The sequence below is a fragment of the Arenimonas sp. GDDSR-1 genome, from assembly GCF_025980345.1.
In the GTDB taxonomy this organism is placed as follows: Bacteria; Pseudomonadota; Gammaproteobacteria; order Xanthomonadales; family Xanthomonadaceae; genus Arenimonas.
In genome coordinates, this window is sequence record NZ_JAPDUI010000020.1 from 14,926 (window position 1) to 39,665 (window position 24,740).

A 24,740-nucleotide genomic window follows, 5' to 3' on the forward strand; every position below is an offset into this window, starting at 1 on the left:
GCTCGCATCATAAGTCGTACAATAAGGCGACATGATACCGCTAAAGACGGCCGATGACCCTTCACAGCGCTGAAAAATTTTCGAGCGATGCCGCCTGGATCACCGCCGGGCGCCGGGTGCTGTCGGTCGAAACCCGGGCCCTGCAGCATCTGGAAAGCCGGCTCGACGCCGCCTTTGCCGAAGCCTGCCGGCATCTGCTGGCCTGCACCGGGCGTGTGGTCTGCACCGGCATGGGCAAATCCGGCCATATCGCCAACAAAATCGCGGCCACCCTCGCCTCCACCGGAACCCCCGCGTTCTACGTGCATCCGGGCGAAGCCAGCCACGGCGATTTGGGTATGATCACCGATGCCGATGCGGTGCTGGCCCTGTCCTATTCCGGCGAGTCCGATGAAATCAACATGATCATGCCGGTGCTCAAGCGCCAAGGCAACCTCATCATCAGCATGACCGGCCGGCCGCAATCACGCCTGGCCAGCTTCTCCGATGTGCATCTGGATGTCGCCGTTCCGGAAGAAGCCTGTCCACACGGCCTGGCGCCCACCGCCAGCACCACGGTCAGCCTCGCCCTCGGCGACGCCCTGGCCGTGGCCTTGCTGGAAGCCCGCGGCTTCAGCTCCGAGGATTTCGCCCGTTCGCATCCGGCCGGTAGCCTTGGCCGCCGCCTGCTGGTGCGCATCGATGACCTCATGCATCAGGGCAAGGACCTGCCAGCGGTAGGCCCCGATGCCAGCGTGACCGAAGCCCTGCTGGAAATCAGCCAGAAGCGTCTGGGCATGACCGCCGTGCTCGATGCCGACCGCCGTCTGCTGGGCGTATTCACCGACGGCGACCTGCGCCGTGCGCTCGGCAACGGCCCGATCGATTTCAACAGCACCCCGGTTTCGGCCCTGATGGCCCGAAATCCGAAGACCGTGCCGGCCGGCCACCTGGCGGTGGAAGCCGCGCACCTGCTCGAGCAGCACCGCATCAACGGCCTGCTGGTGCTGGATGCCGAGGGCCGCTGCGTCGGCGCGCTCAACATCCACGATCTGCTGCAGGCACGGGTGGTCTGATGGCCAGTGCCGATGCCCGCGCCAAGAACATCCGTCTGGTCTGCTTCGACGTCGACGGCACCCTGACCGACGGCCGCCTGAGCTTCGACGAACATGGCGCCGAGACCAAATCCTTCCATGTCCACGACGGCCAGGGCCTGCGCCTGCTCGAGGACTGCGGCATCCGGGTGGCGCTGATAACCGCGCGCAACAGCCGCATCGTGCAGGCCCGCGGCCGCGATCTGCGTCTGCAGCACGTGTTCGATGGGGTTACCGACAAACTGGCGGTGGTGAAACAGGTCTGCGCTGCCGAAGGCATCACCCTCGATGAAGTCGCCTACATGGGCGATGACTACCCGGATCTGGCCTGCCTGCAGTTGGTCGGCCTGCCGGCCTGTCCGGCCGATGCGCTGATCCCGATCCAGGCCCATGCCCTGTGGACCAGCCGTTTCAACGGCGGCCATGGCGCCGCCCGTGAATTCTGCGATTTCATCCTGTCCATCCAGGGCAAGGACGATGAGCTGCTGCGCCGGTTCGGTGCGCCGTGAATTACCGCAAAGCCACGCTGGCCATGAGCATCGCGGTGGCCGCCCTGGCCATGGTGGTCTGGGACATGCGCGGTGACCGCGACCAGCAGGCGGAAAAAACCGCACGCTCCGACTACCGCCTGCAGGATTTCAGCATGCACGCCTTCAATGAAGACGGCCGGACCGCCTTTTCGCTGCGATCGCCCCTGCTTGAACGCGACCCGGACGGCAAATCGCTGACCATCGCGCAGCCGGTATTCGTGTTTCCCGGCGACGAGGCGGGACAGAACTGGGGTGCGGTCGCCGACAGCGCCTGGGTCTCCGACCGCGCCCGTGAAATCCGCCTGCAGGACAACGTCCGGGTCACCGGCCCGGTGTCACCGAAGGGCCTGAAAACCGAATTCAGCGCCGCCGAACTGAGCGTTTTCCCCAAGGAAAACCGGCTGCACAGCAATGGCGTGGTGACCGTCAACCACGGCCGTTCTATACTGAGCGGAACCGGCCTCGAAGCCGACATGAAACAACGCCGCGTCCGATTACTCGCCAAGGTCACTGCCCGCTATGCGCCTGAATAACCTCTTCCCCGCTTTTCTCCTCGCTGCCCTGGTCGCCGGCACCGCCGATGCCAAAAGCAGCGACCGCAAGCAGCCGATGGACATCAGCGCCGACAACACCGATGCCCTGCTGACCGACACCAGCGAGTCGAGCATCAACGGCAACGTGGTGATCAGTCAGGGTACGCTCAAGATCGAAGCCGACAAGGCGGTGATTTCGCGGGTCAAGGGCGATGTGGTGAAGGTGACCCTCAGCGGCGCGCCCACGCGCATGCAGCAGACCAACGACAACGGCGATGTGATGAAGGCTTCGGCCAAGCAGATTGTGTACCTGATCAGCGGCGAACAGATCCAGCTCAGCGGCGGCGTCATCATCGACCAGGCCCGCGGCAGCATGCGCGGCGAGTCGATCCGTTACGATCTCAAGACCGGACGCCTGACCGGCGGCGGCAACGGCGGGCGCGTGCAGATGCGCCTGAATCCCGCCGGCGGGGCCGGCAACTGATGCTCAGCGCACGCGGACTGAAGAAGTCCTACAAACAACGGGCGGTCGTGCATGATTTCGGGCTCGACCTGAAGCCGGGCGAAGTGGTCGGTCTGCTCGGCCCGAACGGCGCCGGCAAAACCACCTGCTTCTACATGATCGTCGGCCTGGTCGCCGCGGATGCCGGCCGCATCGAACTCGACGGCCGCAACATTACCGGCTTGGCCATGCACGAACGTGCCCGCCTTGGTCTGGGCTATCTGCCCCAGGAAGCTTCGGTGTTCCGCAAGATGTCGGTGTCGGAAAACATCCTGTCGGTGCTCGAACTGCGCGCCGATCTGGATGCCGATGGTCGCGATGCGGCACTGAACGCCCTGCTCGATGAACTGCAGATCGGCCATGTCGCCACCCAGATGGGCGCCAGTCTTTCCGGCGGCGAACGCCGGCGTGTCGAAATCGCCCGCGCCCTGGCCGCCAATCCGCGCATGATCCTGCTCGACGAACCCTTCGCCGGCGTCGATCCGATTTCCGTGCTCGACATCCAGACCATCATCCGGCAGCTGAAACAGCGCGGCATCGGCGTACTGATCACCGACCACAACGTGCGTGAAACGCTCGGCATCTGCGACCGCGCCTACATCCTGTTCGAAGGCACGGCCTTGGCCGAAGGCGAACCGGCCTATCTGATGGACCATCCCGACGTCCGCCGCGTCTATCTGGGCGAGCAGTTCAAGCTGTAATCCGCGCATGAAGGCCCGTGCGCAGCTCTCGCCCCGGCAAAGCACCAAGCTGACTCCGCAGCTGCAGCTCGCGCTCAAACTGCTGCAATGCACGCAGACCGAACTCGAGCAGGAAATCGAAAACGCCCTGGCCGCCAATCCGATGCTGGAACGCGTCGAGGCCGACACCGAGACCACGGCACTGAATGATGCACCGGCCGAGTTTGCCGGAGAAGGCCCCGACGTTGAAGACGTACACGCGGAGACGGATTTCCCGCATACCGCGGCCCCGGAAGCGGAAGAATCGCTCTGGGACGCCCTGCCCGAACCGAAGACCCTGCGCAGCCATCTCGGCGAGCAGTTGCAGCTGAGCGCCCTGAGCCGACGCGACTTGGCCATCGGCGAAGCCCTGATCGACAGCCTTGATGAGGACGGTTACTGCCAGGCCGGCGCGGAAGATCTGCGCACCGCCAGCGCACTGGTACCGCCGGCCAATGATGCCGAAATCGAAGCGGTACGCCATCTGATCCAACGCTTCGACCCGGTCGGCGTCGCCTCGCGCTCGTTGTCCGAATGCCTGCAGGTGCAGCTGACGCAGATTGCCGCGGATCCGGATCTGCTGACGCTCGCCACCGACATCGCCATGCGCCATCTGGATGTTCTGGCCAGAGGCGGCGCGGCCGCGGTGGCCAAGGCCGGCGGCTTCGATCCGCTGCGTACCGCCGAAGCCGTGGCCCTGCTGAAAACCCTGGATCCCAAACCCGGTGCCCTGTTCCAGCATTCGCGCACCGAGTACGTCGAGCCCGACTTTGCCATCGTGGCCCAACGCAACGGCTGGCAGGTACACAGCCTGCGCGATGCCGGCCAGCATCTGCGCCTGAATGCCTATTACCTCAAGCTGACCCGCAACAGCCGGGGCGCCGATGCCGCCCATCTGGCCCAGTATCTGCAGGAAGCGCGCTGGCTGATTGCCGGCATTGCCTCCCGCCGCGACACCCTGCTGAAAGTGGTGAAGGCGGTGGTCCGCAAACAGACGCCGTTTCTGGATTCCGGGCCCGCGGCGCTGCAGGCCATGAGCATGCGCGAAATCGCCGAAAGCATCGGCTTGCATGAATCGACGGTATCCCGGGCCTGCAGCGGCAAATGGCTGGCCACGCCGCACGGCATGCTCGAATTGGGCAGTCTGTTCGGCTCCGGCATCACCGATGATTCGGGAACCGTTCAGGCAGCGGGTGCCGTACAGACCCAGATCGCCGCCCTGATTGCGGCCGAAACCGCCGGCAAGCCGCTCTCGGATGCCAAGCTCGAACAGCTGTTGACCGACCGCGGCCTTCCGGTGGCGCGCCGGACCATTGCCAAGTACCGGGAAGCCCTCGGCATACCGCCTTCACATCTCCGGAAAAAACCGCAGTAAACGGCCCTGATGGTTTGATTCTTTTTTAACACCGCCTGTGATAGCGTGGTGATGAAAACCAAAGAAGGAGGTCACCATGCAACTGCACATCACCGGACACCAGGTCGACGTCACCCCCGCCATCCGCAGCTACGCGGAAGAAAAAATGGCCCGCATCGGCAAACACTTCGACCATCATCTCGACATCAAGATGATCCTGTCCGTGGACAAGCTCGAGCAGAAAGCCGAAGCCACGCTGCATACGCCCGGCAAGAATCACTTCGCTTTCGCCACCGCGCCCGACATGTACGCCGCCATCGATCTGCTGGCCGACAAACTGGACCGGATGGTGGTCAAGAACAAGGAAAAAATGAAGGACCATCACCGCGGCGAAAGCGCGGCAAAGATGGAAAAATTTGGCTAGAATGAAGGCAGTTTCCCTTATCGGCTGCCCATGAACACCAGCATCAGCGCCCGCGAGCTGTTCGACCAGTTGCAGCAGACGCTCGCGTTGCGCTGGCTGGCCGGCAAGTCGGGCAAGGATGTCCGCACCGACCGCAATGAAGTCACTTCCAAACGGCCCTCATTGGCCGGCTATCTGAATGTCATCCATCCCAACAAAGTGCAGATCCTCGGCCTGGCCGAACTGGCCTGGCTCGATCGGCTGGATGCGCGCCTGCGCTGGGAGAACATCAGCCGGATCATCGAACAGAACCCACTGGCACTGGTCATCAGCCAGAGCCAGCCCTGCCCGGCCGATCTGCAGCAGGCCTGCGAAGACGCGCAGGTCGCGCTGTGGGTGTCGGACCGGCGCGGTTTCGAATGCCTGAACCTGCTCCAGCATTTCCTGTCGGTGCGCCTTGCACCGCAGACCTCGCTGCACGGCGTGTTCATGGAAATCTTCTCGTTCGGCGTGCTGATCACCGGCGAAGCCGGTGCCGGCAAGAGCGAGCTGGCACTGGAACTGATCAGCCGCGGCCACCGCCTGGTGGCCGATGACGCGCCCGAATTCACCCAGATCACGCCCAGCATCCTCGAAGGCAGCTGCCCGCCGCTGCTGCAGGACATGATGGAAGTGCGCGGCCTGGGCATCATGAACATCCGCCAGATGTTCGGCGACACCTCGGTGAAGAGCAGCAAATACCTGAAACTCATCATCAACCTGCTGCACTTCCGGCCCGAACACAACAACGCTGATTTCCGTCTGACCGGCACCGCTTCGACGCAGCGCGTGCTCGACATGGATATTCCGGTGTTCAACCTGCCGGTAGCGCCCGGCCGCAATCTGGCGGTACTGACCGAAGTGGCGGTGCGTCTGCAGATGCTGCGCCAGCAGGGCAAGGACCCGGCCAACGATTTCATGGCGCGTCACCAGCAGCTGCTCGACAACACGGATGTATCCTCATGAGCGGCATGCCGTCCAGCCTGGTCATCGTCAGCGGTCTGTCGGGCTCCGGCAAGAGCGTGGCGCTGCGTACGCTGGAAGATCTCGGGTTCTACTGCGTCGACAATCTGCCGGCCAACCTGCTGCCGGACTTGGTGCAGAACATGGCCAGCGACGACCTGCGCCGGCATCGGGTCGCGGTCGGCATCGATGTCCGCAACCTGACCAACGACCTGCGCCTGATCGGCGACCTGCTGACCCGGGTCAAGGCCCAGGGCTTCGATACCAAGCTGGTGTTCTTCGACACCGACGATGCGGTGCTGATCAAACGGTTTTCCGAAACCCGCCGCAAACATCCGCTGTCCATGCAGGGCTTGCCGCTGTCCGACGCCATCGCCGAAGAGCGCCGGCAATTGCAGCCGCTGGTGGCGCTGGCCGATCTGGTGGTCGATACCACGGAACTGAATGTGCACCAGCTGCGCAAACGCGTGCTCGATGAAGTACAGGGCCATGCCCGCAGCAGCATTTCGATCCTGTTCGAGTCCTTCGCCTACAAACGCGGGGTGCCGCCGGACGCCGATTTCGTGTTCGATACGCGCTGCCTGCCGAATCCGCACTGGGTACCCGAGCTCCGACCGCTGTCCGGCAAGGATGCGGCGGTGAAAGCCTATTTCGAGGCCGACCCGCAGGTCGGTACCTATCTGCGGCAGATCACCGGATTCATCGACACCTGGCTTCCCCGCTTCGAGGCCGAGACCCGCAGCTACCTGACGGTGGCTTTCGGCTGTACCGGCGGCAAGCACCGCTCGGTCTATCTGGCCGAAAGCCTGGCCCGGCACTGCAGTGCCGGCGGGCATGATAAGGTAATGGTGTACCACAGGGAATTGGAGTGACCATGGCGGAACGTAAACTCCTGGTAAGCGCGGACAACGGACTGCATGCGCAGGCGTCTGCGAAAGTCGTGCAGATCCTCAGCCAGTTCGGCTGCAACGTCAGCTTCACGCTCGGCAGCCGCGAAGTGAATGCCAAGAGCATCATGGGCGTGATGCTGCTGGCGGCCGGACCGGGCCGCGAAATCACCGCGCGTGCCGATGGCGAAGATGCCGATAAGGCGCTGGACGCACTGGAAGCCCTGTTTCTGCGGCGCTTCGAAGATTAAGCGCTTTCCGTCTTTTCACCGCCGCCGATTGCGCGGATAATACCCGGATTACCGGGAGGGCACTGCATGGTTGAACACGTCCGCCACACCAAGACGGCGCAGCAGTTGCGCCTGCTCTCCGACGCGCTCGATTCGGGCCGTCTGGGACCGGTGCGGCGTCTGGTCAACATCCTGTCGCCGGCCGAAATCGGCAACCTGCTGGAATCCCTGCCCGCCGCCAAACGCAACATCGTCTGGGGTCTGGTCGATCCGGAAGATGACGGCGAAGTGCTGGTGCATGTCGGCGAGGATGTGCGCGAAAGTCTGATTGCGGAAATGGACCAGGACGAAATCATCGCGGCCGTGGAAGATCTCGACCTCGACGATCTGGCCGACCTGATCGACGATCTGCCGGATACGGTCATCGAAGAAGTGCTCAAGTCGATGGACCGCGACCACCGTGAACGCCTCGAGCAGGCCCTGTCCTATCCCGAGGACTCGGCCGGCCGACTGATGAACACCGACGTCATCACCGTACGCGCCGACGTCAACATCGATGTGGTGCTGCGCTATCTTCGCCTGCGCGGCGAAATGCCGGAACACACCGACTACCTGTATGTCGTCTCGCGCCGCAACCAGTACATGGGCCGGATCTCGGTCAGCGACCTGCTGACCAAGGACCCGTCGACCGCGATCAACGAACTGATCGACGACGAACAGCCGGGCATCCCGCTGGAAACGCCGGACAACGAAGTGGCCACGCAGTTCTCCGACCATGACTGGATCTCGGCGCCGGTAGTGGATGCCAACAACATCCTGCTCGGCCGCATCACCATTGATGACGTAGTCGATATCATCCGCGGCCAGGCCGAGCATCAGGCCCTGAGCGCGGTCGGCCTGGACGAGGACGAAGATCTGTTCAGCCCGGTTCCGCGTGCCGCCAAACGCCGGGCGCTGTGGCTGGGCATCAATCTGGCCACCGCCTTTCTCGCCTCCTGGGTCATCGGCCAGTTCGAAGGCACCCTGCAGAAAATCGTACCGCTCGCCATCCTGATGCCGATCGTGGCCAGCATGGGCGGCGTGGCCGCCACCCAGACCCTGACCCTGATGGTGCGCGGCATCGCGCTCGGCCAGGTCGGCCTGGGCAATCTGAAAGCCCTGTTCAACAAGGAAACCCTGGTCGGCTTCATCAACGGCATCGTCTGGGCCCTGGTGGTCGGCGTTATTTCGGCATTGTGGTTCGAGCCGAAAATCGGCATGGTGATTGCCGCCGCCATGCTGATCAATCTGGTCGTCGCTGCACTGGCCGGCGTGGCCGTGCCTTTGCTGCTCAAACGCATGGATATCGATCCGGCACTGGCTGGCGGCGTGGTGGTGACCACCGTCACCGATGTGATGGGCTTCCTGGCCTTCCTCGGCCTGGGCACCTGGATCCTGGTCGGCAGCCCGGCTTAAATGAGCACCGCGGCCCGCGCACCGGCACAGATTCCCCTGGTTCTTGCCGCACTGACGGTCATGGCCATCATGGCCATGCTAATCAGCGGGCAGAATGCCGAAGCACCGCTGCTGGCCCTGTTTCTGGTCGGCAGCCTGCTCGGCATCGCCCTGTACCACTCCGTATTCGGATTCACCGCCGCATTCCGACTGCTTCTGGCCGAACAGCGCAGCGCGGGTTTCCGTGCCCAGATGGTGATGCTGGGCAGCGCCTGCCTGCTGTTTTTTCCGGCACTCGCCGGCGGCACCTTGTTCGGCCAGCCGGTGCAGGGTTTCGTGTCGCCGGCAGGTGTTTCGGTAGTCATCGGTTCGTTTCTGTTCGGCATCGGCATGCAACTCGGCGGCGGTTGCGCATCGGGGACCTTGTTTACCGTCGGCGGCGGCAGTACGCGCATGCTGGTCACGCTTTTGTTTTTCATCCTTGGCGCCATGCTGGGCCTGACCCATCTGGCCTGGTGGAAAACACTGCCGGCCATGGCACCCGCATCGATGATCGATATGCTGGGTTGGCCGGCCGCCCTGCTGCTCAATCTCGGCGTATTCGCCTTGGCGTATACCACTGCGGCGCGAATCGAACGCCGACGCCACGGCACGGTACAAAGCATCACCGATCAGGGCAGTGCATCCTGGCTGCGCGGACCCTGGCCGTTGCTGGCCGGCGCCGCGGCGTTGGCCGTACTCAACTTCGCCACGTTGGCACTGGCAGGGCGTCCTTGGGGCGTTACCTCGGCCTTCGCACTGTGGGGTGGTTCGGTTCTGCAGGGCTTCGGTGTGCCCGTGGGCAGCTGGTCCGGGTTCGATACGCCGGCCATGCAAACCGCACTGGCCGCCGGTCCCTTGGCCGACATCACCTCGGTCATGGATTTCGGTATCGTGCTCGGTGCATTGCTGGCCTCGGGACTGGCCGGAAAATTCCTGCCGGTCTGGCGGATTCCGGCATCGCATCTGCTGGCCAGCGTTGTCGGTGGCCTGCTGCTCGGCTACGGCTCACGCATCGCTTACGGCTGCAACATCGGGGCGTTCTTCAGCGGCATCGCCTCCGGCAGTGTGCACGGCTGGGTCTGGATCGTGTTCGCATTGATCGGCAACCGCGCCGGCATCGCGTTGCGACCCATGTTCAAACTCTAGCGATCGGATGCTGACATGAGCCGCCTGCCGTTGGCTTTGGCAGCCCTGAACGCGTTCACGGCACTGCTTTATGGCCTCGATAAAATCGCGGCGCGAAACGGCCGGCGTCGCATCCCCGAAAACATTCTGCACCTGCTGGCACTGCTCGGCGGCTGGCCGGGCGCCGCGGTGGCGCAACGGCTGTTCCACCACAAAACCGGAAAACGCGCTTTTCAGCGCATGTTCGGGGTGACGGTGCTGCTCAATGCGGCGTTCTGGATCTGGTTCATTCGCCGCTAAAACCACCGGCGTGTTTTACGCTTCAAGCGCAGCGAAATCATTGAGCGCGTTTGAACACCAATCGACGACCGTCCGCACCTTGGATTTCCAGTGTCCCGTCCTTCACGCTCATGGCCTTGACGGCATTGAGGGTCTTGAAGAAATCCTGCTCGGCCTGCATCAGTTCCGGCGGTCCGGCCATCATGGTCGAACCGACCGGTGCGGCAATGATGGCCTCGCCTTCGATTTTCAGTTGGCCGAAGTAGCGGTTGACCGGGGCCTGACCGGCGAACTTTCCGTCCGGTTGGATTTCAAGGGTCACGCCGCCTTCGCGCATGGCGGTCGGTGCGGGTTGGCCATGCAGACTGGTCAATTGCCATTTGCCGGATACATCGCTCATCGCCATCACAGGCGGACAGCAAGGTCATCAGAAGCACCAAGATCAATTTGTTCACTGCACTTCTCCTTAGTCGGGGCGGACATGACGACAGTATAAGACAAGGCGCTCAGTTGCCCGCACGCTCGACCAGGGTCAAGGCGACTTTATCGCGCAGATAGGTCGGCTCAATCTGCTCGGGCGGTAATCCCCGTCCGTTTTGGTACGCGAATTCGGTTAACTGCAATAGCGCTTCCGGCTGCGGCAATGCGTCCGCATCAATTCGCTGCAAGACGGCGGTGAAGGCTGTGGGCAGCAATGCGGCATACGCCCCAAACGCCGAGCCGACGCCAATCCAATCGCCGGCAAACGGCAAGGCGATGTCATCCGGCTTGAGCAGACGCTCCGGAACCAGGGCCTCGGCAATGCCCTGGCGCTTCTGGTAATAACCGACATAACACTCGCCCATGCGTGCGTCCATGGCCACCGCCATCGGACCGTCATGATCCTGCGCTTGGGCAATCGCGGCCAAGGTCGAAATCGGTACCACCGGAAGATTCAAGGCCAAGGCCATGCCCTGCGCCAACGAGACGGCCAAACGCACACCGGTAAAAGCGCCCGGACCGATTCCCACGCCGATGGCCTGCAGTGCGGACTTGCTCAGTCCGGCCTGCGCCAGCAGTTGATCGCTCCAGGGCAGCACACAGTCCGTGTGCCGGCGCGGGGTCAGTTCGAAGCGGCCGAAATGCCGGCCGCCGGCCGCAACGCCCACGGCGCAGGCTTCGGTGCTGGTATCCAGGACAAGAAGATTCATGCCGGCACTTTAGCAAAAAACTCGCGGACATCGTCGAGTTTTCGGGTGCGTGGAAACGGCGGCAGGGATTGGATGAAGGTTCTGCCGTAGTGTTTGTTGACCAAACGGGTATCGCCCATCATCAGTACGCCGCGGTCTTCGAAGGTGCGGATCAGACGGCCGACGCCCTGCTTGAGCGCAATGACCGCGGAGGGCACCTGCTCTTCCATGAACGGATTGCCGCCGCGCTGGCGCACCGATTCCAGTCGCGCTTCCAGGACCGGGTCATCGGGGGAAGCGAACGGCAGTTTGTCGATGATGACCACACTCAGGGCATCGCCGGCGACATCCACGCCTTCCCAGAAACTGGCGGCGCCCAGCAGCACGCCGTTGCCGGAAGTGCGGAAACGTTCGAGCAGTTCCATGCGCGGTGCCGTGCCCTGCACGAACAGCGGCCATGGCCCGCCTTCGAGCAGCTGCGCGGCCTGTTTCAGGGCGCGGTGCGAGGTGAACAGCAAAAAGGCACGGCCGCCGGACGCTTCCAGTACCGGACGTGCGGCATCGATCAACGCGTTGACGAAATTCGGGCTCGACGGTTCCGGCATCGGATTGGGCAGATAGAACAGGCCCTGGTTCTGCCAGTCGAACGGGCTCGGTTGCACCAAGACACGGGGCTCATTCAAGCCGAGTTTTGCCGCCAGATGATCGACCGAATCATTGACCGCAAGCGTTGCCGAGGTCAGGATCCACGCGGCCTGGCTCTGCTCGCGGTACTGACGCAGCGGCGTCGAGACGTCCATCGGCGTGGCGTTGAGGGTGATGCCGCGCTGGCTGAGTTCATACCAACGCACCGCTGCTGCGGGCACATCGGCATCCGCTTCGCGGTTCAGACCGCCGCACCACACGCACCAGCGCGACAGCAGCGCCTCGGCGCGTGCCGTGCATTGATCCAGCGCCGCCGAAGCACCGGCCTGCAACTGCAGGGCGGCCAGCAGCTCCTCGGCGGATTCCCGGACATCCTGCAGCGCGGCGAGGATTTTCGGCTGTGCGGCCAGAACCGCAGCCGAGGCCTTTCCGGGAACGGCTTCGCATTCGGCGCGTAGCTGCTTGATGCGCAGCTCGAGCGCTTTGACCGGCGACGCCAACAACACCGAACTGCCAGTGATTTTGCCCGATTCCAGCTGAACATCCTTGCCCAGATCGAGCCACTGCCGGGTACTGACCGACTCGCCGAAGAACTGCATGGCGAGTTCTGGGATCTGATGCGCTTCATCGAGAATGAACACCGAGGCGCCGGGCAGGACTTCGCCGAAGCCTTCCTGCTTGATGGCCAGATCGGCCAGCAGCAGATGGTGGTTGACCACCACGATGTCGGCGCTCTGCGCTTCCTGCCGCGCTTTGACCAGATGGCACTCGCTCCAGTACGGGCACTCGCTGCCCAGGCAGTTGTCGGCGGTGGAGCTGACCTGCGGCCAGACCGGGCTGTCTTCGGGAATGCTCGAGAGCTCCGCCAGATCGCCGCGCTTGGTCTTGCCGGCCCATTGCACGATGCGTTGGAAATGCTGCGTCGCTTCACGGCTGGCGAAGGTTTCGGATTTGGCTTGATCCATCCGGAACAGGCACAGATAGTTGGCCCGCCCTTTCAGCAAGGCGGAATGCACCGGCGTCGACAGGGCCTGTTTGATGCGCGGCAGATCGCGGTGATAGAGCTGGTCCTGCAGGGCTTTGGTGCCGGTGGAAATGATCACGCGCTTGCCGGACAGCAAAGCCGGCACCAGATAGGCATAGGTTTTACCGGTACCGGTTCCGGCTTCGGCAATCAGCACCGCCCGGTCTTCGATGGCCTGCGCGATTTCACGCGACAGCGCCTGTTGGCTTTCACGGAACGCGAAACCCTGCAGCCCGCGGGCCAGAAGACCGTCGGCCGAGAGCGCCACGGCGCACTGTTCCGTCCATTCCGACATTACAGGCGCGCCGGAGGAACGAGCGTGCACTCGTTGAGGTTCTTGGCCAGCTGCGGCGGCGGCAGACTCCGGCCCTGCGCCATCCGGGCGTAATGCAGGGTCAGCCAGTTGCGCCGGCACAGACTGCCGAGCTTGGCGCCGGAATCGAAGGAACGTTGCGCGTATTGCTCGGCCAGCATCCAATGTTGATTGCGGATGGCCAGTTCGGCACGGCTCTGCAACACCTGCGGATCGGACGGATTCATCTGAAGGGCCTGGTCCAACAGCTTTTCCGCCAGCGCGTAGTCGCCGCCGGCTTCGGCTGCCAGGGCATCGGTGTGCAGATCGACGATGGCCTCGTCGGCCAGGGCCTGGAATACGACCTCGTTGCCGACTTCCGGCTGGGCACGGATTTTATCGAGCATCTGCTCCGGACTGAGGTCGCTGGCCGGCACGGTGGTCGTTTCCGTCCGGCTGCAGGCGGCAAGCACCAGTGCCAGCCCCAGCATCGTCGCAAGCCGCTTCATGGCCGGTTCCGGACGTCCGGTGCGGGCGGCGTTTCCTCGGCGGGCGGCTGCTTGTCGCCAGTGAACCAATCGAGCCACGAGCCCGATTCCGCTTCGGCGGCAGGGCGTTCGCCGCAGGACACATTGTCGGCGGGCAGATAACCGGCGATGAACACCGCGCGGCGCGCGCCCGGACAGTAATCTTCGGTGGTGGCGAAACGCGATGCATCCAGATAGGCCCATTCCAGACCCTCGCCGGAGATGCGCAGGGGCCGGCTCGGCAAACGATTGAACAACTGGGCCCAGACCCGCATGGCACCGGTGGCGCCGAACAGTCCGGTCGGTTCGTTCTTGTCGTTGCCGACCCAGATCACCGCCAGATGATCGCCGGTGTAGCCGGCATACCAGCTGTCCCGCGAGTCGTTGCTGGTGCCGGTTTTGCCGGCCGACTGCAAGTCGCCCAGACCTTCCGAAAGCAAAGCGCGTGCGGTACCGGAGGTGACCGTCTGCTGCAGTCCGAAAGCCAGCAGGCGTGCGGCCATGGCATCGCCGCTCTGCGCTTTGACCGGCTCTTTTTCGTATTTGCTGAGCGCCTTGCCCTGCGGATCCAGGACCGCACGCACCGACTGCAGCGGTTGCACGCGGCCGCCGGAGGCGAGGAACTGGTACATCTGCGACATGGTATAAACCGACAGATCAACCGAACCGAGCAGCAGCGAAGGACGTGCCTTGATCTTTTCACCGGTCAGGGCGTGGGTCAATTCTGCCACGCGCTCCGGACCGACCTGCATGCCCAGACGCACCGTGGCCTGGTTGTAGGAATTGGCCAGCGCCGACGACAGCGTGACCGTGCCATGGCTTTTGCGGTCGGAATTCTTCGGTTCCCAGATCTTGCCGTCTTCGGTATTTACCGCGACCGGGGCGTCGCTGATCCAGCTCGACAGTGACCAGTCATCCGGGCGGGCCAGCGCCAGCATGAACACGAAGGGTTTGATCAGCGAGCCGATCGGGCGCTTGGCGTCCACGGCGCGGTTGAAGCCGGGCGCGCTGACATTGCGGTTGCCGACGGCGGCGACGATATTGCCGGTGGCGGCTTCGGTGACGATGGCGCCGGCCTGCAGTTCGGGCCCCTTGTCACGCTGCACGCGCGACAAGGTTCCGGTGACCGCTTTTTCCAGATAGGTCTGCGCCGACGGCGACAAGGTGGTCAACACGGTCAGACCCTGCCCGCTCAAATCATCGTTGTCGTAGTCTTTGGCCAGCTGCCGGCGCACGATATCGAGGAAGGCCGGCGCGCGGTTGCGGGCCAGTATGGGTTTCGCCACCACGCCCAAGGGGGCGGCCTTGGCTTTTTCGGCCTGCTCGGGCGTGAGCAGTCCGGCTTCGACGAACTCGTGGATGACAATGGCGCGGCGCTTGAGCGCGCGCTCCGGATGCTTGCGCGGATCCCAGTAATACGGGCCCTGCACCAGACCGATCAGCAAGGCGATTTCGTGGTCCTGCAGCTGCGAGACATCGCGGCCGAACCAGAAATCGGCACCGGCGGCGATGCCGTGAATGGATTGGTCGCCGACCTGGCCCAGATAGACCTGGTTGAGGTAGGCCTCGAGAATGGTTTTCTTGTCGAAGCGCGCTTCGATGATCAGCGCATACAGCGCTTCCTTGACCTTGCGCGTGATGGTTTTGGTATTGCTGAGAAACAGGCTGCGCACCAATTGCTGGGTCAGGGTGGAGGCGCCCTGCTCGAATCCGACTTCGCGGATATTGACATAGATGGCGCGCGCCACGCCCATCGGATCGATGCCGATGTGATTCTGGAAATTGCGGTCTTCGACCGCCTGCAGGCCCTCGACCAGCAGTTTCGGAACCCGGTCGATTTTGACCAGACGCCGCTCTTCGGTGTTGTTGCCGTAAAGCGTGGCGATGCGGACCGGATCGACCTTGGCCGACGCCAGACCACGCCGGGTTTCGGCATCCCGCACGACCGCCACGCGGCCGGAGACCAGCAGTACCTCGAGATGCCGCGACGGTACCTTGCCGTTGACATCGAAGAATTCACGGGTGGTCAGCCGGAATCGCCCGCCATTCCGGCCGTAACTTCCGACCAGCGCACCGCGGCCGTCATCCTTGTAACCGCCGGCCTGGAGTTCGAGCTCGAAGCTGCTGCCATCGAGCGGCAGCCCCGGTTTGAGCACCAGCGGCCGTGCAAAGACTTTGGTCGGAACCTGCCAGTTGAGCTGGGCAAACTGGTCGCGGACCTGTTTGTCCAGGTACCAGATGTAGGGAACGCCGATGCCGATGCCGAGACCGACCGCAAGGAACAGCAGCCGCCACACCCCGCGTTTGAGCATGGATCCGTTGGGTGCCGCTTCGTTGTCGGTTGTATTCACGGGAGTTCTATGGCCGGGTTCGGATCATTTTATCAGGTGGCGACAGCGCGCGTGCGCCTCAGAAGCGCCGGACTTCCAACACGCCGGGAACGGCATCCAGCTTACCCAGAAGCGCGCTGAGCTGTCCGAAATCGGCGACCTTGAGGTTCATTTTCAATTCAGCCATCGGACCGCCCTGCGACAAGGTGTTGACCCCGGCGATGTTGACGTTGGCCTGCGCGATCAGATTGGTCAGGTCCTTGAGCAGCCATTTGCGGTCATAGGCGCGGATCAGGATGGACACCTCGTAGCGGCCGTCTTCGCGGCTACCCCAGTTGACCGGCAGTTCCCGTTCCGGATGCTGGGCGATCAGGTAGGCCGCACTGGCACAGTTGGACCGGTGGATGCTGACCCCCTTGCCTTTGGTCAGGTAACCGACGATGGCGTCTCCGGGCACCGGCTGGCAGCAGCGCGCGAGCTGCATGAGCAGGTTGCCGACGCCTTCCACGGTCATGTCGCTGCGCCCGGTCTCCTTGCGCGGCGCGGGAGCCCTGCGCACCGGCGCGGCCTCAGCCGCCGGCTGCAGGTGTTCATGCAGGGCGCGGGTGATCAGGCTGGGGCTGATATCGCCAAGCGCCAGCGCGATGCACAGCTCGTCGCGGTCGGGCAGCTTGAACTTCTCGAGTGCCGGTTTGAGATCGGCCTGCATCAGGGCAACGCGACGCAACTCCTTTTCCAGCAGCTCGCGGCCGTCTTCAAGGTTGCGCTGGCGGTCGAGCCGGAAGAAATAGGCGCGCACTTTATCGCGCGAGCGCGAGCTGGCCAGATAGCCGTTGGCCGCCAGCAGCCAGTCGCGTTTGGGCGCACCGGTCTTGCCGGTCATGATTTCGACGCGGTCGCCGGAACTGGGCTGGAATTCCAGCGGCACGATGCGCCCGTTGACTTTGGCGCCGCGGCAGCGGTGACCGACATCGGTATGCACGTGATAGGCGAAATCAAGCACGGTGCCTGCCGCCGGCAGATCGATGACCTCGCCTTTCGGCGTCAGCAGGTATTTGCGGTCCTCGACCAGTTCGGTGCCGAGTCCGGCCATCAGCACGGTATCGTCGGCGCCGCGGCTGTTCTCCAGCAGCTGGCGCATCTGCGCGATTTTCTTTTCGAACTCGCCCTGCGCCTTGCCGCCTTCCTTGTAGCGCCAGTGCGCGGCCACGCCCATCTCGGCATGTTCGTGCATTTTCCGGGTCCGGATCTGCACTTCCAGACCCAAGCCCTCGGGGCCGATGACCGCGGTATGCAGGCTTTGGTAATTGTTGCTCTTCGGCTGCGCGATATAATCGTCGAATTCGCCGGGAATCGGGGTCCACAGCTGGTGCACCAGGCCCAGCACGCTGTAGCAAGCGGCGACATCGTCGACCAGCACGCGGATGGCACGGATGTCGTACAGCCCTTCGAAGTCCAGATTCTTGCGCTGCATCTTTTTCCAGATGCTGGTGATGTGCTTGGGCCGGCCGGCGACATCGGCGTCGATGCCGGCCTGGGCCAGCGCCGCGCGGATCTGCTGCGCGGCCTGCTCGATGTAGCGTTCGCGCAATCCGCGTTTTTCCTGCAGCTGCCGTGCGATGGCCTGGTACTGCTCCGGCTTCATGATCCGGAATGCCAGATCCTCCAGCTCCCATTTCAGCTGCCAGATGCCCAGACGGTTGGCCAGCGGCGCATGGATGTCGGCGGTCAGGTGCGCCAACGCCAGGCGCTCCGGTTCCGGCCAGGACACCGCCTTGCGCATCTGCACCAGCTGCCAGGCCAGCAGCACGATCAACACGCGCAGATCCAGAATAATCGCCAGCAAAAGACGGCGCAGTCCCTCGGCATTGCCGCTGCGTCCGTGCTGGCGGTAGATGTCCCAGACCTTGCGCGAGGCGGTCAGGCCGTCCAGCAGCCGGAGCTGCTCGGGCTTGAGGCTGAACTGTTCCGACTGCAGTGCCGGTGCCAGATAGACGGCGGCCGCCAGCAGCATGTCGGCATCGGCGGACAATCCCGACAGCACCTCCCAGAGCGCCAGCAGGTCTTCCTGGCCGGCGGCATCCAGATTCAGGGCGGCACTTGCCGCCACCGCCGCGAATTCCGGCTTCTGTTGCCAGGCGGCAAGTCGTTGGGACAGGTTGGCGGCGGCTTTGGGCACGGGGGTCCGGAAAAATACATTACACTAGGACAGTATGACAAAAATCCGGGGGCCGGCATGAAACCTTTTCTTCTTTTTACCCTGCTTCTTTTCCCGCTCGGCAATGCCCTTGCGCAGCAGACCGATGCCGCCTCCCTGCGCGAACGCATGGGCGCGGAGCAGTTCAAAGCCGCCGGGCTGGACAAACTCAGCGCCGACGAGCTGAAGCAGCTCGACAACTGGATTGCCGGGGTCAAGACCGTCGTGGTTGAAAAGGTCGTTGAAAAACAGGTCGAAAAACCGGCCGAGGATTTCTCGGACATCAACAGCGCATTGGTCGGCGAGTTCCGCGGCTGGCGCGGCTACACCGAATTCACTCTGGCCAACGGCCAGGTCTGGATGCAGGCGGCGTCCGGCGAACTGTACACCAGCAAGCTGACCAACCCGAAAGTGCGCATCGTGCACAGCTACATGTCGGGCTGGAAGCTTCAGGTCGAAGGCTACAACAGCTGGGTCAAGGTCCGCCGCATCAAGTAAGCAGGTCCATCTGGCGGGAAAGATGCTTGCGGGAAACCGCGCCCTTGAGTGCCAGTTCCTGCGCGAAAATCTGCACATTCAGTTCTTCGACGTCCTGACGGAACCGTCGGCTTTCGGCCGTATCCGCAGATCGGACCAGCATCCTGAGCACCGCATCGTTGAACGGCTTGGCCTCGAGCAGACGCGCCTGGTCCTTGACCGGATCCAGCAGTGCCCGTTCCAGACGAAGCTGCAGGGCTTTCAGATACCGGGGCAGTTGCTTCAGAAACGCCGCCGGATGCGCCGCAAGAAAGCCCGGGAACACCAAGCGCTCCAGATGCGCTTTGATATCGGCCAGATTGCCGCTGGCCCAGCCCATCAGTTCGGGTTTGAGCTGCGCGCGGATGCGCGCGGTGGTGGCCATGCAGTCCTGCAGGAGCGTCAGCACACTCATGCTCTCGCCGAACAAGGCCGCGGCAAGGGTCTTGGCCACCGCATCGAATTCGGCGCGGCTGCGGATTTCGGCATAATCGCCCTGCATCAGGGCATTGCAGGCGGCCTGCACGCAATCGGCGCGCAGGCGTTCAGCCGATTCCAGCGTGGCATACAGCAGCCCGAGACGCGGATCGACCGGCAACTGCTTGGCCGCGGACTTGCGTTTGTCGCGCAGGCTTTCCATCAGGAAGTGACGGACCGCCGCCGAGTGCAGGCGCTGCGCTTCGGGCCGTGACGCCACGGCGCGCAGATGCACGGCGCCGTCTTCCAGCACCAAGGCCGGATAAGCGGTCAGGCCTTCGGCGGTGGTCAATTCCGCGGCAATGGCCTGGTCCGGAAAGCCGGCCAAGGCGGCATCGCCAAAGCCCTGCCCGGCCTGTTCGGAAAAGGCCCGCTCGGCCAGCGCCGAATAGCGCTGCTGCAATTCCGCCAGATTGCGGGACTGGGCCAGAACCTGTCCGTTGCGGTCGGCCAGACGCAGATTGATCTGCAGGTGCGGCTCCAGAACGGCTTCCTTGAAATCCAAGGCCGTCACCGGGGCGCCGGTGCTGCGGGTCAGGAAGCGGGCCAACGCCCCTTCGAATGCATCGGCATCGGGTTCGGGAAACGCCTGGGAAAATGCACGGGCGAAATCCGGCGCCGGCACATAATTGCGCCGGAGCGTCTTGGGCAGTGCGCGGATCAAAGCCGCCGCCTTTTCCTCGATCAGTCCGGGCACCAGCCAGCTCAGACGCGATTCGTCCAAGGCATTCAACAGATGGATCGGCACATCCAGGGTGACGCCGTCATCGGCCTGACCCGGCGCAAAGGCATAATGCAAAGCCAGACGGTTGCTGCCGAGCACGAAATAGTCGGGAAACAAGGCGATGCCGCTCTGCTCGGCCAGCATCAGATCGCTGCTTCGCCAGAGCAGACCCTGCTTTTTCGCCTCCGGCAAGGCGCGGAACCACTTGTCGAGCGACTCCGAGGAACAGATTTCCGGCGGTATCCGGTCCAGATACCAGCGCTCCTGCCAGTGCTCATCGACCACCAGTCCGCTGCGGCGCTGCTTGGCTTCCTCGTCATGCGCTTTGGCCAGCGTCTGCAGATTGCGCGACACGAATCCCGCACGCGTGTTGATTTCACCGGTCAGCAGCGCCTGACGGATGAAAATACCGCGTGCCTCCTCGGGAAACAGGCCGCCGTAGTGCACGGGTTTTTTGGCCACCAGCAACAGGCCGAGCAGACTGATCTGGCAATGACCGACCACCCGGCCCTGTCGGCGCGACCAATGCGGATCATGGTAAGTGCGGGTCAGCAGATGCGGGCATTCCTCGACCAGCCAATCCGGTTCGATGCGCGCCGCCATCAATCCCCAGACTTTCTGGGTATCCAGCAGATTGCCGACCAGACACCAGGACGGCGGCTGTTTGGCCAGCGGTGATGCCGGAAACAGGTTGAACCGGCGCTGGCGCGGCGCATCGAAGCCGCCTTTGTCATTGCGGTGGCCCACCTGGGTCGGCAGACCGGCCAGCAGCGCGCGGTGGATCAGCCGGTAATGCTGGGACGCGGCTTTGGCATCAGCGGACTGGGCCAACAGTTTCGACTCGATGGCATCCCAGGCAGTCAACGGCCATTGCAGTTCCTGGCAGCTGATCAGCAGCTGCCGATGCAGTTCCCGCCATTCGCGCATGCGCAGATACGACAGGAAATGGCGCTCGCACCATTTGCGCAGCTGGCTCTGGCTCAGGTCCTCGTGCGCCGTCCGGTAGGCCCGCCAGAGATGGATGACACCGAGGAATTCCGATGCGGCATCCTGGAACAGGCGGTGCGCATTATCCGCCGCCTCCTTGGCATCGGCCGGCCGTTCGCGCGGATCTGCAATGCCCATGAAAGCGGCGATGACGGTCATTTCATGCAGTACGTCATGGCCGTTGGCGGCGACCAGCATCCGCGCCAGCTTGACGTCCACCGGCAGGCGCGCCATCTGTCGGCCGATGGCGGTCAACTGGCGCTGGCCGTCGATGGCACCGAGTTCGGTCAGGTTCTGCCAGCCGTCGTTGATGGCGCGCGCATCCGGCATGTCGATGAACGGGAATTTCTCGAGCGCGCCCAGACGCAGATGCAGCATGCGCAGGATGACGCCGGCCAGCGAAGCCCGGCGGATTTCCGGATCGGTGAATTGCGGACGTTGATTGAAATCGTCTTCGCTGTACAGCCGGTAGCAGATGCCCGATGAAATCCGGCCGCAGCGGCCCTTGCGCTGGTTGGCGCTGGCCTGCGAAATCGGTTCGATCTGCAGCCGGTCCATTTTCTGGCGCGGCGAATACCGCTTGACCCGGGCCAGGCCCGGATCGATGACATAGCGGATGCGCGGTACCGTCAGCGAGGTTTCCGCGACGTTGGTGGCCAGCACGATGCGTCGGCCGCGGTCGGGATGGAACACGCGGTCCTGGTCCTTGGCCGATAGCCGCGCATACAGGGGCAGCACGTCGGTGGCCCGGTATTTCCGGCGCGACAGGGCCAGATGCGTTTCACGGATTTCGCGCTCGCCGGGCAGGAACACGAGGATGTCGCCGAGACCGTCCTGCGCGGTGATTTCATCGACGGTGACCGCGATCTTCTCGGGCAGCGTCAGGTCATCGGCGCGTTCGCGGGTGCCGGCCCGGTCTCCGGTACTCTGGAAGTCCCGGTAGCGGACTTCCACCGGATAGCTGCGCCCTTCCACTTCCAGCACCGGCGCATCGGCGAAATGTGCGGCGAAACGCGCGGTATCGATGGTGGCCGAGGTGATGACGATCTTGAGATCGCGGCGGCGGGCGGAAAGTGTTTTCAGATAACCGAGCAGGAAATCGATATTGAGGCTGCGCTCATGCGCCTCGTCGATGATCAGGGTGTCGTAACGCGACAGCCAGGGATCGCTCTGGATCTCGGCCAGCAGAATGCCGTCGGTCATGAACTTCAGGTAAGTGCGTTCGCCGACCTGCTCGTTGAATCGCACCTGGAACCCGACCGCGCCGCCGACCGCGGTCTGCAGCTCCTCGGCCACGCGGTTGGCCACGGCCCGCGCGGCGATCCGGCGCGGCTGGGTGCAACCGATCATGCCGGCGATGCCGCGCCCCGCGCTCAGGCAGATTTTCGGAATCTGGGTGGTCTTGCCCGATCCGGTTTCACCGGCCACCACCACGACCGGGTGATCGCTGATCAGCCGGCGGAGCCGATCGGCATACTGTCCGACCGGCAGGCTTTCATCGACCCGGGCTTCGGGCAGTCCGGATGCGCGGGCAGCGAAGGCCGCGCGGCTGTCGGACAGCGCGGCGGCAAGCCGCTGCGCCGCATCCGCATCGCCCGGTTGGCGCTTGGCGGCGGCCTGCAGCCGGTACAGCCGGCCTTGATCCTGGCTGAGGGTTTCGGGGAATGCGGACATGCCGCCATTTTATCGGATTGCCCTGAAGAAAAACGGCGCCTTGCGGCGCCGTTTCGTTTACTTGACCGGTTTCAGCGGACTGGCCGTCACCGTGCCTTCCTTCAGATTCTTCTCGAAGAAGGCCAGCAGGCGGTTGGCGAAGTCAATCTGGTTTTCCTTGAGCACGTTGCCGTGACCCTCACCCGGATAGATCTTGAGCTCGACCGGCGTGCCGACTTTCTGCAGCGCGGCATGCATCATCTTGCTCTGTTCCGGCGGACAGGTGGTGTCCTTCTCGCCGGCAAAAAGCAGGACCGGTATTTTGATGTTGCCGGCCAGACGCGCCGGTGAGAACTGCGCCACATCATCCTGGGCGACATCGCCGAAGAACGCCTTGGCCGGATTCATGCCGCCGCCGCCGTTGGTGGAATAGTTCAACTGCGTCGGAAGATCGTAGGTGCCGACATTGCCGACCGCGCAGCGGTACAGCATCGGCTCCTTGGCCGCTCCCATCAACGCGGCGTAACCGCCGTAACTGGCGCCGTAGATGCAGATGCGGTCCGGATCGGCGATGCCCTGGCTGATGGCCCAGCGGGTGGCATCGGTCAGATCGTCCTGCATGGCCTTGCCCCACTGGCGGTAGCCCTTTTCGCGGAACTCCTTGCCGTAGTTGCCGGAGCCTCTGAAATTGACCTGCATGACCGCATAACCGCGGCTGGCCAGCATCTGCACTTCCGGATTGTAGCCCCAGCTGTCGTAAGGACCGAACGGGCCGCCGTGCGGATTGACGATCAGCGGCAGATTCTTGCCGGTCGAACCTTTCGGCAGGGTCACGAACACTTCGATGTCGAGGCCATCCCGGGCTTTGAACTTCATCGGATCCATCAACGACAGTTTGCCGGAGTCGATCCAGGAAGCCCGTGATACCAGATGTTCGGCTTTCTGCGTGGTGTTGTCGAACAGGTAATATTCACCGGGAACGGTATCGGATTCGACCACGTAGATGATTTTGTTGCCGTCGCGGGTGGCGGATACCGGATACACGTCGGTGTCCGGAAAGGAGGCCTGCAGCTTGATCAGGTTGCGGGCGAACGGATTGGCCTTGTCGATGAATTCGTAGCGCGGGAATCCGTCTTCAAAACGGATGGCGTAGACGCTGTCATCCACCGGCGACGACATCACTACGCCCGGGTCGACATTGTCATCGCGGGCGATCTGTTTCTTCTCGCCGGTCTTGAAGCTGTAGGTGAATACCGCGCTCGGGCCGGATTTCTGGCTCAGCGTGTAATACAGCACGCTGTTGTCGGCGGAAAATGCCTTGAACTCGAAATCCTGCTCGGTGGCTTTCTGGTCATGAATCACGACCCATTCGGCGTCTTCGCTGGCCCGGGCATAGACCTTCGATTCCTTGTAGGACTTGGCATTGATGAACAAACGGACCTTGGCCGCATTGTCGGTCACGAATTCACCGTAACCTTCTTTCGGCGGCTTCTTGAAGGTGGGCAGGATATCGCCGTTTTCGACGTTCATGCGCCCGTAGGTGCTGGAACCGGTATCGGAGGCGTACTGGACCAGCACGTACTTGTCATCGTCCTTGAGCGTATCGAGGATCTGCGCGTAATAGCCGCGTCCGTAAGCGGTGCCCACGCCCGAACCGTCGGCGTTCATCGCATACCAGGCGCCTGTCCACGACGGACGGGCATTGGCGCCTTCGCGCACCGAGGACGTGAACAGCAGGCGCTTGTTGCTGACCCAATAGAATTCCCCGATGTACGCCTTCTCCTGGGGCTTGAACGAACCGGTGATCTGCTTGCTGGCCAGATCCATCACCACCAAGGCCGTCAACTTCTCGAACGGCACTGTTGCGGCCAGATAACGGCCGTCGGGGGAAATCTTGACATCACGGAAACTGGAGCGTTTCCAGAAATCTTCAACCGGAATCGGCTGTGCCGCGGCCGGCAGCATCGCCGCCAGAAGCAGCATTGCCGTGAACATACGTTTGAACCCCATCATCGTTTCCCCGTCGAACCTGATTAAAACGCTACTTTAATGGCTTGCCGGCACTAAAACAATATATGGACGGCCG

General features: G+C 63.3%; 22 protein-coding genes. 14 read left to right on the forward strand and 8 right to left on the reverse strand.

Features of this window, described 5'->3' with window-relative positions; translation table 11 throughout:
- Positions 1-53 precede the first annotated feature (53 nt).
- The 13 genes from Q0W88_RS05045 (at position 54) to Q0W88_RS05105 (ending at position 10,134) form a co-directional block, all read left to right on the forward strand.
- Positions 54-1,055, forward strand: coding sequence for a KpsF/GutQ family sugar-phosphate isomerase (locus tag Q0W88_RS05045; RefSeq protein ID WP_297800729.1), 1,002 nt, complete (start codon positions 54-56; stop codon positions 1,053-1,055).
- Positions 1,055-1,582, forward strand: coding sequence for an HAD hydrolase family protein (locus Q0W88_RS05050; RefSeq protein ID WP_297800733.1), 528 nt, complete (start codon positions 1,055-1,057; stop codon positions 1,580-1,582). The genes Q0W88_RS05045 and Q0W88_RS05050 overlap by 1 nt, the downstream gene beginning before the upstream one ends.
- The gene (gene lptC, locus Q0W88_RS05055; RefSeq protein WP_297800735.1) at positions 1,579-2,136 is read left to right on the forward strand and encodes an LPS export ABC transporter periplasmic protein LptC; all 558 of its coding nucleotides are present in this window, start codon (positions 1,579-1,581) and stop codon (positions 2,134-2,136) included. The genes Q0W88_RS05050 and lptC overlap by 4 nt, the downstream gene beginning before the upstream one ends.
- Entirely contained in the window at positions 2,123-2,620 is a 498-nt protein-coding gene (lptA, locus tag Q0W88_RS05060; protein ID WP_297800737.1) for a lipopolysaccharide transport periplasmic protein LptA, read from the forward strand. The genes lptC and lptA overlap by 14 nt, the downstream gene beginning before the upstream one ends.
- Positions 2,620-3,339: an LPS export ABC transporter ATP-binding protein gene (gene lptB, locus Q0W88_RS05065; RefSeq protein WP_297800739.1), complete on the forward strand. Its 720-nt coding sequence runs from the start codon at positions 2,620-2,622 to the stop codon at positions 3,337-3,339. Before lptA ends, lptB begins: the two co-directional genes overlap by 1 nt.
- 7 nt (positions 3,340-3,346) lie before the next feature.
- Positions 3,347-4,732, forward strand: a complete 1,386-nt coding sequence (gene rpoN / locus Q0W88_RS05070) for an RNA polymerase factor sigma-54 (RefSeq protein ID WP_297800741.1) — start codon at positions 3,347-3,349, stop codon at positions 4,730-4,732.
- A 76-nt stretch (positions 4,733-4,808) separates the two neighbouring features.
- Positions 4,809-5,135, forward strand: a complete 327-nt coding sequence (gene raiA / locus Q0W88_RS05075; protein ID WP_297800743.1) for a ribosome-associated translation inhibitor RaiA — start codon at positions 4,809-4,811, stop codon at positions 5,133-5,135.
- Positions 5,136-5,165: 30 nt separating this feature from the next.
- Positions 5,166-6,119, forward strand: a complete 954-nt coding sequence (hprK, locus tag Q0W88_RS05080) for an HPr(Ser) kinase/phosphatase (RefSeq protein ID WP_297800745.1) — start codon at positions 5,166-5,168, stop codon at positions 6,117-6,119.
- Positions 6,116-6,988 carry an RNase adapter RapZ gene (gene rapZ, locus Q0W88_RS05085; RefSeq protein ID WP_297800747.1) on the forward strand — a complete coding sequence of 291 codons (873 nt, stop codon included), beginning with the start codon at positions 6,116-6,118 and terminating at the stop codon, positions 6,986-6,988. The genes hprK and rapZ overlap by 4 nt, the downstream gene beginning before the upstream one ends.
- 2 nt (positions 6,989-6,990) lie before the next feature.
- Positions 6,991-7,254, forward strand: a complete 264-nt coding sequence (locus tag Q0W88_RS05090) for an HPr family phosphocarrier protein (RefSeq protein ID WP_297800749.1) — start codon at positions 6,991-6,993, stop codon at positions 7,252-7,254.
- A 66-nt stretch (positions 7,255-7,320) separates the two neighbouring features.
- On the forward strand, positions 7,321-8,688 hold the full coding sequence (mgtE, locus tag Q0W88_RS05095; protein WP_297800751.1) for a magnesium transporter: 1,368 nt from the start codon (positions 7,321-7,323) through the stop codon (positions 8,686-8,688).
- Positions 8,689-9,855: a YeeE/YedE family protein gene (locus tag Q0W88_RS05100; protein WP_297800753.1), complete on the forward strand. Its 1,167-nt coding sequence runs from the start codon at positions 8,689-8,691 to the stop codon at positions 9,853-9,855.
- A 15-nt stretch (positions 9,856-9,870) separates the two neighbouring features.
- Complete coding sequence (locus Q0W88_RS05105; RefSeq protein ID WP_297800755.1) at positions 9,871-10,134, forward strand: DUF1294 domain-containing protein; 264 nt, start codon at positions 9,871-9,873, stop codon at positions 10,132-10,134.
- A 37-nt stretch (positions 10,135-10,171) separates the two neighbouring features.
- Here Q0W88_RS05105 and Q0W88_RS05110 read toward each other — a convergent pair whose 3' ends face one another.
- From Q0W88_RS05110 to Q0W88_RS05135, 6 genes are all read right to left on the reverse strand, one after another.
- Positions 10,172-10,513 carry an META domain-containing protein gene (locus Q0W88_RS05110; RefSeq protein ID WP_297800757.1) on the reverse strand — a complete coding sequence of 114 codons (342 nt, stop codon included), beginning with the start codon at positions 10,511-10,513 and terminating at the stop codon, positions 10,172-10,174.
- 106 nt (positions 10,514-10,619) lie between these two features.
- Complete coding sequence (tsaB, locus tag Q0W88_RS05115) at positions 10,620-11,303, reverse strand: tRNA (adenosine(37)-N6)-threonylcarbamoyltransferase complex dimerization subunit type 1 TsaB (RefSeq protein ID WP_297800759.1); 684 nt, start codon at positions 11,301-11,303, stop codon at positions 10,620-10,622.
- Complete coding sequence (locus Q0W88_RS05120; RefSeq protein ID WP_297800761.1) at positions 11,300-13,246, reverse strand: ATP-dependent DNA helicase; 1,947 nt, start codon at positions 13,244-13,246, stop codon at positions 11,300-11,302. The genes tsaB and Q0W88_RS05120 overlap by 4 nt, the downstream gene beginning before the upstream one ends.
- Complete coding sequence (locus Q0W88_RS05125; protein WP_297800763.1) at positions 13,246-13,752, reverse strand: hypothetical protein; 507 nt, start codon at positions 13,750-13,752, stop codon at positions 13,246-13,248. The genes Q0W88_RS05120 and Q0W88_RS05125 overlap by 1 nt, the downstream gene beginning before the upstream one ends.
- Entirely contained in the window at positions 13,749-16,121 is a 2,373-nt protein-coding gene (gene mrcB, locus Q0W88_RS05130) for a penicillin-binding protein 1B (RefSeq protein WP_297800766.1), read from the reverse strand. Before mrcB ends, Q0W88_RS05125 begins: the two co-directional genes overlap by 4 nt.
- Positions 16,122-16,179: 58 nt before the next feature.
- Positions 16,180-18,279 (reverse strand): bifunctional (p)ppGpp synthetase/guanosine-3',5'-bis(diphosphate) 3'-pyrophosphohydrolase, encoded by a 2,100-nt coding sequence (locus Q0W88_RS05135; RefSeq protein WP_297800767.1) that lies wholly within the window; start codon positions 18,277-18,279, stop codon positions 16,180-16,182.
- Between the two features lie 57 nt (positions 18,280-18,336).
- On the opposite strand from Q0W88_RS05135, the gene Q0W88_RS05140 reads away from it, so the two are divergent.
- The gene (locus Q0W88_RS05140; protein ID WP_297800768.1) at positions 18,337-18,795 is read left to right on the forward strand and encodes a hypothetical protein; all 459 of its coding nucleotides are present in this window, start codon (positions 18,337-18,339) and stop codon (positions 18,793-18,795) included.
- Here the strand turns inward: Q0W88_RS05140 and hrpA are convergent.
- Together hrpA and Q0W88_RS05150 are read right to left on the reverse strand one after the other, a co-directional pair.
- Positions 18,788-22,675 carry an ATP-dependent RNA helicase HrpA gene (gene hrpA, locus Q0W88_RS05145; RefSeq protein ID WP_297800770.1) on the reverse strand — a complete coding sequence of 1,296 codons (3,888 nt, stop codon included), beginning with the start codon at positions 22,673-22,675 and terminating at the stop codon, positions 18,788-18,790. The two genes, Q0W88_RS05140 and hrpA, sit on opposite strands and share 8 nt — an antisense overlap.
- A 57-nt stretch (positions 22,676-22,732) precedes the next feature.
- Positions 22,733-24,664 carry a S9 family peptidase gene (locus tag Q0W88_RS05150; protein ID WP_297800772.1) on the reverse strand — a complete coding sequence of 644 codons (1,932 nt, stop codon included), beginning with the start codon at positions 24,662-24,664 and terminating at the stop codon, positions 22,733-22,735.
- Between the last annotated feature and the right edge of the window lie 76 nt (positions 24,665-24,740).